Consider the following 14,053-nt stretch of genomic DNA (forward strand, 5'->3'; position numbering starts at 1 on the left):
TTTCATGTCCTAAATACTCTATATATATAGACTCACCTGATTGACTACGTAGTTCTTCAACAGCAATTTTCATAGCGTTAGTATTGCTACCTTACTCTTCCTCTTTATTATATCATTAATTTACAAATTAAGGATATTGAAAAAACTCTTTTCTGAAGGACTAGACATTACTGTCTAACGCAAAAAAGCCCTCTAAAAAGGGCTTTTCAACATCTAAACTTATTATCGTAAGTTGTCCCTAGAGCAGTCCTCTATAATCCGTAGGAGAGATTCCCACATACTTTTTAAACTGTTTATAAAAGTAGCCCAGCTCCCAATAGCCGACGTCTTTGGCGATAACATGCACCTTCAAATTCGTCGTCTTCAGCAGTTCTTTGGCCTTCTCGATGCGGAATCGGTTAATATACTCCGTGAACGTCTCATTAATCTCCTTATGAAACAGTTGTCCCAAGTAGACCGGATGAATATGATAATGAGCCCCCAGCATTTTGAGCGACAGCTCCTCTGCATACGATTGCTGAATGTATTTCAGCACTTGCTGCACAATTGGGCTTCGTACATCGGAAATCAAGAAACCTATCGTCGTTTCGGCAATTTGGAGAATAGCAGCTTCCAGCTCTTCCAGTGTCACTGCACTTCTGATTTGGCGAAAAGCTTCATTATAGGCTTCAAGCTCCTCGGTATGACGGATCGCTTTGATCTCCAGCTTGAAATGTATGACCATCTCCAGCGCGATATTCTGAAAATCATGCGGCATTATCCCGGGGAGTGCTTGAATCATTTTAAAATCGTTCTGAATCTGTTCACGCAGATTTTCTTGATCTTTGGCAATAATCAGCTTCGCATAAGCCGGCCAATCGATGATGGAGAAGTCGACCTTGCAGTTATCCGGATTCGTTGCCTGCACGTTGTAATCCATTAGCTGCAGCTCCGGGTAGATCCAGAAATACTCCTGAGCTTTCTTCGCCGTTGCATAGCTATGTGCAGCTTGCTCCGAAAGCGGCTCGACACTGCCGATAGAGATGCGCGGCGGGCAATCTTGCAGATCTGTCAGAAGCTGCTGAAGCAAGGCAATCAGTTCTTGCCTTCCCTGTACCGCGTCGTCGAACGACGCAAGCAGAACAATATCGCCGTCCATATCGAAAAATGAAGTGATCCAGCTATAAGGCTCCACTTTATCGGAGATGAAAGCCACAAGCTCATCGGAGCCAGCCGGCATGCGCAGGACAGAAGCTGCCAGATAAGCACGATCCAGATTGATGCCCAGCATGTCTGCGCGTTCGGAGAATTCCAGCGGCGCAATCTGATGCGTTAACCAACGATGCAGCGTGTTATCCTTCAAAATCTGTTTGCTGTACGCCTGAACCAACTGATTCTCGTTGACCGTATTCAGCTTCTCGACGGTATTATGAAGCGTTGCTTTCAGCTCCTGAATATTAATAGGCTTCAATAGATAATTCTCAATGCCCAGCTGCATGCCTTCCTTCAAATACGAAAACTCATCGAATCCGCTGAGCACGATCACTTTCAAATCTGGATGAACGGTTCTCGCATGGCGAATTAGATCCAGACCGTTCATGATGGGCATCGAGATGTCCGTCACCAAAATATCCACGGACGTTTCTTTCAAGGCGTCCAGCGCTTTCTGTCCATTGCTGGCATGGCCCACAATCTCCAGTCCCGCTTCAGCCCAATCGATAATGTCGTACAACCCTTCGATGATAAAAGGCTCATCGTCCACAAGAAACACCCTAAACATCATACACCTCCTGTCCGCCGTCCATCGGCAGCCATATATCGACTATCGTTCCTTTGCCTGGCTCACTTTGCAGCTTGACGCCATATTCGCTGCCATACAGCAGCTTCACTCGTTGATGAATGCTGCGCAAACCGAAGGATTCCCCTTCCGATTCCTCGGTTTGAAAGAAGACCTCCAGCTCCTTCAGCCGTTCCGGCGTTATGCCATTCCCGTTGTCTTCGATCTGCACGTGCAGGAAATCATCGACCTGCTTCACTCGGATATGCAGCTCATTATCTGTGCTTTCGCTTCGCAAGCCATGTACGATGTAATTCTCGATAACTGGCTGAAGCGACATTTTCATCACTCGAATCGCCCCCAGCTTGCGGTCCCACTCCATCGAATAGGTGAACTTGTCCTTATAGCGAATCTGGAACAGCTCCAAATATAAGCGGCATGCCTCCAACTCGTCCTTCAAGGTGTATATTTTCTTCTGCTGTACGAAGCTGCGAAATAAAGCGGACAAGCTGTAAATCATCTCCCCGACATCATGCGCCCCCTGGGAAATAGCTCTCATGCGAATGACTTCCAGCGTATTGTACAGAAAATGCGGATTAACGCGGGCTTGCAGTGCCGTCAGTTCCGTATGCTTCTGCTTAATATTCGCTTTATACACCCGGTCGATATACAGATTCAACTCTTCGACCATCTCGTTGAAGCTTCGAGAAATCTGCCCCAGCTCATCCTCTCGCACATCGGGAATCCGTACGCTCAGATCCCCTTGTTTGACTTTCCGCGTGAAACGAATGATCTGGTTCGTCCGCTTGGCGACACTCATCACCACGAGGAAAGGGATCAGAATAGCGAAAAAGATACATATCGCGCTAATCATCAAGATCGTGCTCCCGATCCTTCTTGAAGATGCTTCCAGCTCTTTTTTGGGAATGATGCCGATGACGCTGAAATTCCCCTTGCTCTGCGTCAGCTTCGTCATATAGTCGCTTTGATTAGTACCACTATTGTCATACATCGCGTTAATTTGCGCCATATAAGGATACGGCTTACCGACATACTGATCCGAAGAGTCGAACAATACGCCGCCATCCGGAGAAAGCACAAGAATTGTCCCTTTCAGTTCGTCCTTATCATTACCCAGCACCTTCCAAATGCCATCCGTGCTGAAATATACCGTCTGCTGTCCAATATTTTTCAAGGTTAGCTTGTCGCTGATCGGAGTTCGGATCGCATACAGATTGTTGTCCCACTGCCCTGCGGCTTCGCGAACCCAAACATTCGGCAGCTCAACGCCTTTGCTTTCAAGGGCCATCACCTCGGGGATGTAAGAACGGGCTCGATTTGTAGGCACAATCTTCAATTGCCGGTTATGACCCAGCACATACAAGGTCTGCTGATCCGCACTGTATAAGAGTAGATTGCGTATATCTTCGTCGTCTTCCACCTGATTTTTAAAATATTGCAAACCATCATTCCACATGCTGTTGCCGCCTAAATTGTACTGCTCCAGACTATGCTGTACATACTCCTGAAAAGGGTGCTGAAGCATAAAGGACACTCCCGCGGACAGCGAGCTGTCGCGATACAAGCCAAACAAAATAGATTGTGCCGAATCATATTTGCTTCCTAAATATTGATTAACGTTCGCCATTGCTTTCTTCTGTATTTCCAGTTCGCGATTAATTGCCGCTTGAGACATCGAATGATACATAAAATAAGAAAAGGAAATGATGGTAACGACCGTAATCATGGAAAAAAGGAGAAGCAGCCTCATGAACAAATTATTTTTCAAATAATTGTGATACATCTTGCGAAATCCCATCTAGGCATCAACTCCTGCTGTTAATCGGGATCATTATAACATATCCATCTGCGCTCACGAATTGATCTTATTCTGTATGCCATTATCATACTACTACTCGCCTTAAAATACGAAAATGGACGATCAGGCGGTTGATTGGACGATTTCTTCCGTGGACATCAGGCGATTCGTACGGTTAGAGACGGAAGTGTACCTATTCATGGCCGGAAACGATCTTATATAATCAGACATATGGAAGGCGTTACCATTTTAAAACGATATTACTAAAGCGCTTTCAGATAGTTGAAAGGTGGTGAATGGCAGCTGCCAAATGCCGAAAACAGAATTGAGTTGATTACTAGGAAGTCATTACATGAGTAAAGGGGAATGTGAAGATGAACAGAACATGGCAACGCCACAGGAAAATTTGGCTTGGACTGCTGCTCGCTATCGTCGTCATCGCTCAAATCGGTTATGTCCCTCCATCTGGAGGCTTAGCCAAAGCAGCGGACAATGGGTTGGCACAGAAGCCATATATGGGCTGGAGCAGTTACAGTATGCAAGTATATGACGGTCCGAGCGGCAATTGGATATCCGAAGCGAAAATCAAGCTGATGTCGGATGTGATGCACCAGAAGCTGCAAGCCCACGGCTATAATCGGATTAATATCGACGCTGGCTGGAATGGCAGCATGGACGAATACGGAAGGCCAGTCCCAAGCACAACGCTGTATCCAGGCGGGTTCCAGAACCTCGTCGACTATGTGCACGCCAATGGCCAGAAGCTTGGCATTTATTTCATCCCAGGCCTCTCTCCGGATGCAGTAAGCCAAAATCTGCCGATCTACGGAGCACCTGGCTGTACAATCGGAGACATCGCCGTTAAACCCTACAAGTATGCGGACTACTGGAATATCGGTTACAAAATCGACTTCAGCAATCCATGCGCGCAAAAGTATATTGATTCGATCGCCGATCTAATCGCTTCTTGGGGGATCGACTTCGTCAAGTTCGACAGTGTCACGCCCGGCTCCGGGCATAATGACGTGTCGATCGACGCCCGCGACGATGTCAAAGCTTGGTCTGAAGCGCTTGGCCGACACCATATATGGTTTGAGCTGTCCTGGGCGCTCGATCATAATTACGTGGATTACTGGAAAAAGTACGCAAACGGCTGGCGCGTCGATTGGGATGTAGAATCCTACGATCGTGAAGTCGGCATGACACAATGGGCCAACATCGCCCGTTTGTTCCCCGATGCCGCATTATGGTGGCGCGACGCCGGTCCGGGAGGCTGGAATGATTTCGACTCCTTGAATGTTGGCAATGGCTCGACCTCAGGACTTACAAGAGACGAAAGACAAACGGCGGCGACGCTGTGGGCGGCATCGTCTGCTCAATTCTACACGGGCGACGACCTGTCCAATCTGGATGCGTATGGTCTAGAGCTGTTGACGAACGATGAGGTTATTGCCGTCAATCAAGCCGGACGCCCCGTTCATCCAGTATCCACCTCAACCAGCCAGCAGGTATGGTATGCCAATAATAGTGATGGGACTTACACGGTAGCGATCTTCAATCTAGGCAACAAAAGCGCCTCCGTTAACGTCAACTGGAGCGATATCGGCCTGAGCGGTTCCGCTTCTGTTCGCGATCTGTGGAGCCATCAAGATTTGGGCACGTTTGACAAAGGCTATGGACCTGTTAATTTGGAGCCCCATGCTTCTCGTCTTTTCAAAATAAGAGCTATTAACGGTACTTCGATCGTGAATGATGACGACACGGGAATGCGATATACAGGCACATGGACGCGCAACGGAGGCAAAGAGCTGGCGCGAGACGCTCAGGATCTGTCCATAACAATTGCTGATTCTTCTGCGGCTCCTTTGGGTCAAACTGACAATAATAACGCGCCGCCTGCCGGGTCGAATGATGTTACCGTGTCGCACGCGGTGTATATCAACGACAACGATCCCGCCATTCAATATACCAACAAGTGGGGTTACAGCGGAGGCAGATCGTTCGGCGACTTCATGGGCGACGTTCACTACGGCGAGCCTGATAATGGGGTTCAACCGGAGTTTGCCTATACCTTTACAGGTACCGGCATCGAGGTGTTTTCCGAGCAAGGCACCAGCAACGGCCGGATGGATATTTATGTCGATGGCGTGTTGAAGGCGACGGCTGATGCCGAAGGCCCGCAGCAAAAGGGACAATATTCCGTATACAGTTTATCGGATTTGCCGCAAGGACCACATACGCTGAAGGTAGTCCGAAATGGCAGCGGCCAGTACTATTTTATCCTCGACGCTTTAAAAGTAATGACAGAAACGCTGCTCGGCCAGCCTTCTTCCAGCAGCTTTAATAAGGATCAGCCCGCCGATATTACGACGGAACTGCTGCTTGGCGCAAGCTCTTTGACGGGTATTGCCAATGGAGCGGTGACGCTGCAGCCGAATACCGACTATACCGTGAACGGCAAAGTCGTGACGATCAAGAAAGAATATTGGCTGCAGCAGCCTTCAGGCCATGCGACCAAGCTGGTTTTTGGCTTTGCGGGAGGCGATACGCAATCGCTGTCCGTTGCCGTCACTGGAACGTCACTCCAACCGACGCAGGCTAGCTTTGACAAAAAAACAACCGCTCAAGATGACGTCAAGACAACACTAACGCTTGGCGGTGGCAACAGCTTGACCGGCATTATGAACGAAGCGACCCGTTTGACAGAAGGCGAAGATTATACGGTTGCGAATAACACAGTGAAAATTCTGAAGTCTTACTTGGCGAAGCAGCCCGTAGGTGTAACGAGTTTGACTTTCACCTTCAGCTCCGGCAATCCGCAGACGCTTTCTGTTACGGTAAGCAACTCAGCATCGCCAGGAAGGTTCACGTATGTGAATGACGACCATCCAGACATCCATTACACCGGAGCCTGGAACCGCAGTACTAACCGGCCGTTTAATGACTACGGCAAAGACGTCCATTACGTGGAGCAAAATAACGACTATTTTACTTACAAATTTAACGGAACAGGTATCACTTACATTACTGAAATCGATCAAGGCCAAGGCGATGTCGATATATATATCGACGATCAGCTTCACGGAACAGCCCATACGTACGGGGCGAACGCCCATAATGAGGCTCAACAAGAAGTCTATACTGTCTCAAATTTAACGCCTGGCCTGCATACACTGAAAGCCGTCAAAAAATCCGGACAATTCATGCTTCTAGATGCTTTGAAAGTGCAGCAGCCAGATCTGATTGACGTGTCTGTTGCCGATTTCAATAAGGCAGCTTCTGCGCAAACGGACGTTAGTGTCAACGTTATCGGCAACATTTTGGGTCTAAGCGGCATTTCGAACGGTGCCAGAGCACTCATCAATCACACGGATTACGAGATAGCGGGCAATCAAGTTACGATTAAAAAGGAATACCTTGCGGCGCAGCCTGTCGGCACCTCGAAGCTGACTTTTGCCTTCAAAGGCGATTATGCGGATGACATCCATGCTGCTGCTGCAAACGGAGATTATTTCGATTATTCCTTCACAGGAACGGGCATCGAATTGCTGTCTCCTACGGGTCCTGAACAAGGCGACATGGACATCTATCTCGATGGCAAGCTCGTGAAGACCGTGAATGCTTACGCCGCAGTTCGAAACGCTCAGATTAGTTTGTTCCGTGTTTCCTCCCTTAGCAGCGGGGCTCACACGCTTAAAGTCGTCAAAAAATCGGGCAATATCCTGCTCGTGGATGCGCTTAAGCTCGACATAGCGACTGCAGCACCGACACAGCCGACAGACGGCGGTGGCGGCGGCAGCACGGGTAGTGGTGGCAGCGTGGTTGGCGGCGTTGATCCGGGTACGTTGAACATCGTTCATACGACGCAAGCTGACGGTACCAGCAAAGATGAGCTGAAGCTGTCAAGCGGCAATGCGCAAGCGTTGATTCAGAAGACCCAAGCAGCAGGCGCAAAGTCAGTACTCATTTCCCTTCCGGACGTGAAGGATGTCGTGGCGTTGACGAGCCTTGCCTTATCCAAAGATTCGCTCGGCTTAATCCATGACAGTGGACTGGGCCTGAATCTCGATACGGCTAACGTAAAAGTACAAATTCCCAACGCTTCTTTGAAAAGCTTGAACGACGATGTTTATTTCAACCTCGTCCCTGTCAGGTCGGCTGATCGTGGCCTGGAGCTGGAACGGCGTGCCAATGCGGCGACGGTCGTGCTGGCGCTTGCTGGCGGCAGCAAAGCAACACTCATAGGCCGTCCGGTAGATATCGAGACGAACCTGCAAAACCATGAGGTCACCCTCGTGCTTCCGTTACGGGATACTCAGCTGAGTGATGCCGATTTGGAACGGATCGGTGTATACATCGAGCACAGCGATGGCACGCGAGAGTTCAAAAAGGGTACCCTTACAACGTTCGAAGGCGGCCGTGGCCTTCAATTCACGACCAGCAAGTTCAGTACGTTTGCCCTTCTGAAGGTCGAAGGCAATCTGCTCTCCTTCGCTCACACGCCTTATATGCAAGGCTACGAAGGCGACTTGTTCAAACCAGAGAATCACGTTACTCGCGCCGAAATGGCTATGATTTTGTCCCGCATCGCGACAAACAAGGAATCGGCGAGCGACCGCGAATACACGGATGTCCAACCAGAGTACTGGGCAGCCAAGGCAATCGCTAAAGCAACCCGGATGGGTCTTATTCAAGGCTATGCAGACGGCACCTTTAGACCGGAGCAGCCGATCGCCCGAGCAGAGATGGCCGCTCTTGCAGCCAAATTTGCCTCAGACGCTGCGGGCTCAGGAGCTGGCTACGCAGACACGATAGGACTTTGGGCGGAAGCAGCCATCAAAGTTTCTCAAGGTGCAGGTTATATGCAAGGCTATGCAGACGGCACGTTTGGTCCTGCCAATCCGTTGACACGCGCCGAAGCGGTCACCGTGATCAACCGCATGCTGGGCAGAGGCCCTCTGAGCGGATTAGCGCACTCTCCTTGGAAGGACGTACCCGACGGACACTGGGCGATTCAGGACATCGAAGAAGCCTCCGTCAGCCATAACTTTGAATCGTCCTCCACTGGAGGCGAACAAGTGACGAAGTAGCTCTTTGCCGCATTTAAGCAGAGAACATACGAAACAGGAAAAAGGATCATTACAAGTGGCTTGCCACTTGTGATGATCCTTTTCTGTTCACAGACAACCCGTTGGTGAAGCACCGCTCTTCCTCCATATCGCCGAAAAACAGCCTTATCACCAACAAACTACATATTCCCTAGAGCCATCAATTGCTCACGCGTCTGGCCAAAATGTCCGCTCGACTTGCGCAATTCTTGCATTACTGTCGAGGAGTCGACTTGGAATTGGAGCATCAGGATCGCCACTCGCGCGTCTCCGCTGGCCATGTCGCAGTAACGGCGGGCTACTTCCTCGTTGACCTGAGTGGCTTCCATGATGATATGGATGACACGTTTGCGCAGCTTGTCGTTGGTTGCTTGCACGTTCACCATCAGGTTTTTGTATACTTTCCCCAGACGAATCATCGTGGCGGTTGATATCATATTCACCACTAATTTCTGGGCTGTTGCGGCTTTCAAACGGGTTGAGCCCGTCACAACCTCCGGTCCTACGCTCACCTCGATCGGGTAGTCCACTGCTTCGCTCAAAAGTGTATAGGCATTGCAGGAGAGGCCAATCGTCGGCACGCCGATTCGTTTAGCCTCTTGCACAGCCCCGAGTACATAAGGCGTTTTGCCGCTTGCTGCAATGCCAACAAGGACATCACGGTTGCTTACTTGCTTCCGCACTTCGTCTTTACCTGCTGCTTCATTATCCTCCGCATCTTCAACAGCTTCGAAAATAGCGCGTGATCCCCCAGCGATAATCGCCGTCACCAGCTCTTTCTCAGTGCCGAAGGTTGGCGGACATTCAGCGGCATCCAGAATGCCCAGCCTCCCGCTTGTTCCTGCCCCGACATAGAATAATCGTCCACCGCCGGCAAGCTTCTCTACAATAACCTCAATAGCACGTTCGATTTGCGGAAGCGCCTCCTTGACGGCTAGCGGAACCTTCTGATCCTCTTCATTCATTAAAGCAATAATATCCATTGTACTTAACATGTCCAACTGTTCACTTCGTTCATTGCGCTGTTCTGTCGTTAATTTGATGTTCATGGTGTTTTCGTAAACTCCCTTCCTCATCTGTTATTTCACTGCGCCTGCTGTCATTCCGCCTGTAATCTGCCTTTGGAATATGAAATAGAAGATCAGCACCGGCACCATGGCAATGGTCAGCGCTGCGAACAAAGGCCCCCATTCCGTCCGGTACTGCATCTCGGCTTGCATAACGGCAATACCAACAGGCAGTGTGTATTTCCCCGGCGTATTAATAAAAACCAGCGCCATAATATATTCATTCCAAATATTCAGCACCGTCACGATAGCAAGTGATACGATGCCTGGCTTCGCAAGCGGAAGCATAATTCGAAAAAATGTGCCATAATGATTGGCTCCATCAATGGCAGCCGCTTCTTCCAGCTCTTTGGGCAGCGTCTTGAAGAAGCCAACCAGCATAAACACACCGAATGGAACGGCGGTAATTGCATATATCAACATTAACCCGCTGAGCGTATTGGTCAGATGAAGATCATTCATTAGGAAAAAGAGTGGAATAATGCCCAGGAAGGCCGGAATCATTTTATAAGCCAAATAGGAAAGAAATAACACGTTGCTTCCTCGAAACGTATATCTTGCAATGACATAAGCCGTAGTCGCTGATAGCAACACGCCAAAAAAAGTGCTTACGACTGTTACACTTATGGAGTTAAGAAAATAATTCCCAAATTTATATTTCTCCCAAACATACGAATAATTCTCCCATAGCAAAGGGAAGTTCGGCAGCGCCCAAGGGTGATTGAACAGAAACTGTTGATTATCCTTCAGCGAAGCAATTAACGTCCAAATCAAAGGATAAATGACACAAGCGGACCAGAATACTAAAATGACAGTCATACACCAGGTCTGAAGATTAGATTGTTTCATCCGATAGCTCTCCTCATGTCAATTCGATGGTTTCTCTTTTCATCAGACGCTGGAGCGTGATCGTTGTAATCAACGCGATGACCAGAATCAACACCCCAATGGTTGCTCCATAGCTGAAATTGCCGTAATGAAAGGCCTGTGCATACAGATAGGAACTCATCACCTGAGTCGCATTATCGACGCCGCCTTCGAATGTCATGATGCTGACGATGATAAATGAACCGCTGAGGGTCGTAGTCACAATCCAGATGACCGAAGTCTGAACTTGTTCCCATGCCAGAGGAAGCGTAATATTCCAAAATTGCTGCCACTGCATAGCCCCGTCAATATTCGCCGACTCGTATAGTGATTCAGGAATATTGAGAATACCTGCGATAAGCAAAATAATCGTAAAGCCGATACCCGCCCATATCGAAGTTGGCAGCAAGGCAAATATGGACCATTTTTCCCCTAACCAAGCGAACTGAAACGGTTTACCCGTCACACCAGAAATAAAAGAATTAATAAAGCCAATATTGGGATTATAAATAAACCGCCATAGCACACCTACAACAACAACCGAAATGACATTCGGGATGAAAAAAACGGAACGGTAGAAACCTGCGCCTTTAATTCGAAAACGCGTGAGCGCAACGGCCAGCAGCAAGGTAGGAATCATAAAACCGATGACTTTGCCAATAACAAGGATGTAGTCATTACGGATCGTTTTCGGAATAACTTCGTCGTGAAACATATTTTTATAATTTTCCAGCCCGATGAAGTTGTAGGTTTCGGAACCACCTGACCAATCAAACAGGCTCAAATAAATCCCTTTTAGCATGGGATATACGAGAAAGACACCGTACAGAAGCAAGGTTGGCATTACGAATGATGCGACAAATAGTTTCCGCTGTGCTTTAGATCCCAGATTCAAGTCATCCTTCCTCCATTCAAGTTGTCATAATAATGGCGGGTTGGATACTCCTTCCCTCTCGCTGAAGTATCCAACCACTAGCTGATCTATTTATTCTTTCTTTCTATTCTTTCTATTTATTCTTCTCGCGTTGTTTCGCAGCCCCGTCTTCAAGGCGTTTCGCCCATTCTTCTTTGTTGATTTTGCCGGTTACCAAGGCGAGCGTGGCATCCTTTTCGATCTTGAACAGTTCTTCCGGCAGCACCGGAATTGGTGCAATGATTACATCGGAGGAGGCAAAATAAGTGCTGGCTTGCTTCACGAGCGCGCTGACTTTATCCGCTTTGCTCAAATCTGCTTTCACATTCAGAACAGATCCTGTCAGCTCTGCCCAAGCTAAGGCTTGCTTTTTCGTAAATACATATTGCAGATACGCTTTGGCAGCATCAGGATTTTTCGCCTTTTTGGCGATACCCATTGTCGCTGTTGAAGGAATAACGATGGATTTTCCGGCTTTATCCTGGACAACGGAAGGAATGAATCCAAACTCAAATCCAGCAGGAATGTCCTTCTTCATTTCGTTTTCTATCCATAAGCCATTAGGAATAAAAGCAGCCTTGTGCTGCAGGAACTGCATTTGGGAATCGGTATGGTTCAATGCAGATGAACTGCCTTCGATAAATCCTTTCGTATTGAGCTCGATCAGCTTATCCAAAGCTTTCATGACAGGCTCGCTTTTGAACACCCCGGTCTCCAGCGCATTAATCTTGTTAATGATCGCAGGATCACTGCCATTAGCGGCAACGATCGCAGAATTGAGCAGCCCGCCAATGATATATTGTGGATAAACGCCAGTATGGATATAGGGTGCCATTTTGCCGGAGTCTTTCACTTTCTGCAAAGTGTCCATGAAGCTAGGCCAGTCTTTCGGCTCATTCCAGCCATTTTTGCGCAGCTCAGCCTTGTCATAGAAAGTACCGTACGAACCGAAGACGAGTGGCAGCGTGTAGGTCTTGCCTGGTTGATACTCTTCCGGCTTGCTGAACAGGACATCCAAGATTTTCTCGCCATCAGCGTTCTTCGCATCTTTGAGCCAATCGGTTAAATCCATCAATTGATTATCAATAAACATCTGCCTTGCATTAGAACCTGCGCCATTGATGAACATCAGATCCGGCGGATTGCCCTGAATCCAGCGCGGTTTCATCTGCTCGTTGATTTGCGGCCCTGCTGTTTGTGTGATTTTCAGCTTCGGATTCAGCTTCTGGAATTCATCAATGGATTGCTTCCACCAAGCATCTCCGTAGCCGCCGACAAAATACTGAATTTCCAGCTCCCCAGTCAATTCTTTCGTTGCTGCCGTTTGCGCATTCGTGACAGCGGGACTTGCACTTGCCTCTTTTTTGGCGTTCTGCGGACTGCAGCCCGTCAATAATCCAACCGTTACCATAACACCCATAAGACTTACGCTGATTGACTTCATTTTCATACCATCGAGCTCCCCTTTTAATAAAATGGATGACATCGTCTTGCGAAGAAATCGCTGCTGTTTATCTGGTTGAAGGTTTACATCTGCATCCTTATTGCCGCGAATACATACCTTCTATTCAAATCGGCAAACTCAGGATTATATATAAAAAGAAGCAACAAAGTTACTTCCTTTGTATATCCCCTACTTCTTTGACTGCTGTTTCACAAAATTAATGCCAACACGAACCTCATCCAGCAATTGGATTGACTTATCGTAATTAGCTGTCAGCACACACATGAATAAAATATCAATAATATGCAGCTGAGCCAGTCGCGATGAAGTTGCCGCGCTGCGGAATACCTCTTCCTGCTTGGAGGAAACATATAAGTTGATATCTGCGATTTCACTTATTGGCGATAAGCCGTAGCTCGTTAAGCTGATGGCAACCGCGCCTCTGTGCTTCGCTAGTTCCAATACTTTGCCAACCTCATAAGTCTCTCCTGAGAAAGAAATGCCAATAACGACATCTTGCGGGCCCATTTGGGCAACCATCATCGCAGATAAATGAAAATCGATGCTGGACGTCGTTGACGGGTTAATCCGCACGAATTTGAGATGAGCATCTTGGGCAATAACACCTGAAGCGCCTATGCCATAGAAATGAATTCTTCCGGCATGCTGAAGCACCTCGACGGCTTTGCTCAAAGCTTCATAATTCATGATCTCCGCCGTTTCCTGCAAGGATCGAATGCTGTTGTTGGTAATCTTCTGCACAATAGACTGCTGAGACTCATGGGAAGCGAAGTCCGTGAAATCGGCTTCTGACGTGTTCCGCATATCTCCAGCTACTCTAAGCTTTAATTCTTGAAACCCGCTAAGACCTAACGATTTGCATAACCGGATCACGGCCGATGCACTCGTAGCGCTTAATTCACCTAATTCATTGGCTGTGCTGCGTATAGCTTCATGGGGATTCTCCAGAATATAAACGGCAATCTTACGCTCCGAGGGCGGCAACTGTTCGGCAATTTCCTTCAACATAATCAAGCCGCCTGATAAAGATTCGGCCAGATGATTTTCTGCCATAAGCT

General features: G+C 48.1%; 8 protein-coding genes. 1 reads left to right on the plus strand and 7 read right to left on the minus strand.

Translation table 11 applies throughout. The features are described 5' to 3' along the window. Nucleotides 1-238: 238 nt before the first annotated feature. On the minus strand, nucleotides 239-1,762 hold the full coding sequence (locus tag BC351_RS18735; RefSeq protein WP_341866006.1) for a response regulator: 1,524 nt from the start codon (nucleotides 1,760-1,762) through the stop codon (nucleotides 239-241). Continuing rightward, nucleotides 1,752-3,575 carry a sensor histidine kinase gene (locus BC351_RS18740; protein ID WP_079414268.1) on the minus strand — a complete coding sequence of 608 codons (1,824 nt, stop codon included), beginning with the start codon at nucleotides 3,573-3,575 and terminating at the stop codon, nucleotides 1,752-1,754. Before BC351_RS18740 ends, BC351_RS18735 begins: the two co-directional genes overlap by 11 nt. 374 nt (nucleotides 3,576-3,949) lie before the next feature. On the opposite strand from BC351_RS18740, the gene BC351_RS18745 reads away from it, so the two are divergent. After that, the gene (locus tag BC351_RS18745; protein WP_079414269.1) at nucleotides 3,950-8,665 is read left to right on the plus strand and encodes a X2-like carbohydrate binding domain-containing protein; all 4,716 of its coding nucleotides are present in this window, start codon (nucleotides 3,950-3,952) and stop codon (nucleotides 8,663-8,665) included. 158 nt (nucleotides 8,666-8,823) lie between these two features. On the opposite strand, the gene murQ is transcribed toward BC351_RS18745, so the two are convergent. The 5 genes from murQ to BC351_RS18770 form a co-directional block, all read right to left on the minus strand. Beyond that, a complete protein-coding gene (murQ, locus tag BC351_RS18750) occupies nucleotides 8,824-9,732 on the minus strand; it encodes an N-acetylmuramic acid 6-phosphate etherase (protein ID WP_079414270.1) in 909 nt (302 codons plus the stop codon). A gap of 30 nt (nucleotides 9,733-9,762) precedes the next feature. Then, nucleotides 9,763-10,599 carry a carbohydrate ABC transporter permease gene (locus BC351_RS18755; protein ID WP_079414271.1) on the minus strand — a complete coding sequence of 279 codons (837 nt, stop codon included), beginning with the start codon at nucleotides 10,597-10,599 and terminating at the stop codon, nucleotides 9,763-9,765. A gap of 13 nt (nucleotides 10,600-10,612) precedes the next feature. Next, on the minus strand, nucleotides 10,613-11,461 hold the full coding sequence (locus BC351_RS18760; RefSeq protein ID WP_079414346.1) for a carbohydrate ABC transporter permease: 849 nt from the start codon (nucleotides 11,459-11,461) through the stop codon (nucleotides 10,613-10,615). A 163-nt stretch (nucleotides 11,462-11,624) separates the two neighbouring features. Beyond that, nucleotides 11,625-12,980, minus strand: a complete 1,356-nt coding sequence (locus BC351_RS18765) for an extracellular solute-binding protein (protein WP_144028451.1) — start codon at nucleotides 12,978-12,980, stop codon at nucleotides 11,625-11,627. Nucleotides 12,981-13,163: 183 nt separating this feature from the next. Then, on the minus strand, nucleotides 13,164-14,048 hold the full coding sequence (locus tag BC351_RS18770) for a MurR/RpiR family transcriptional regulator (protein WP_244209085.1): 885 nt from the start codon (nucleotides 14,046-14,048) through the stop codon (nucleotides 13,164-13,166). Nucleotides 14,049-14,053 lie beyond the last annotated feature (5 nt).

The sequence above is a fragment of the Paenibacillus ferrarius genome, from assembly GCF_002027705.1.
GTDB lineage: Bacteria > Bacillota > Bacilli > Paenibacillales > NBRC-103111 > Paenibacillus_E > Paenibacillus_E ferrarius.

Coding starts and splice junctions, on each gene's coding strand:
- BC351_RS18755 (WP_079414271.1), bottom strand. CDS start 10,599: ATGAAACAATCTAATCTTCAGACCTGGTGTATGACTGTCATTTTAGTA.
- BC351_RS18745 (WP_079414269.1), top strand. CDS start 3,950: ATGAACAGAACATGGCAACGCCACAGGAAAATTTGGCTTGGACTGCTG.
- BC351_RS18770 (WP_244209085.1), bottom strand. CDS start 14,048: ATGGCAGAAAATCATCTGGCCGAATCTTTATCAGGCGGCTTGATTATG.
- BC351_RS18740 (WP_079414268.1), bottom strand. CDS start 3,575: ATGGGATTTCGCAAGATGTATCACAATTATTTGAAAAATAATTTGTTC.
- BC351_RS18760 (WP_079414346.1), bottom strand. CDS start 11,461: ATGCCAACCTTGCTTCTGTACGGTGTCTTTCTCGTATATCCCATGCTA.
- BC351_RS18735 (WP_341866006.1), bottom strand. CDS start 1,762: ATGATGTTTAGGGTGTTTCTTGTGGACGATGAGCCTTTTATCATCGAA.
- murQ (WP_079414270.1), bottom strand. CDS start 9,732: ATGAACATCAAATTAACGACAGAACAGCGCAATGAACGAAGTGAACAG.
- BC351_RS18765 (WP_144028451.1), bottom strand. CDS start 12,980: ATGAAAATGAAGTCAATCAGCGTAAGTCTTATGGGTGTTATGGTAACG.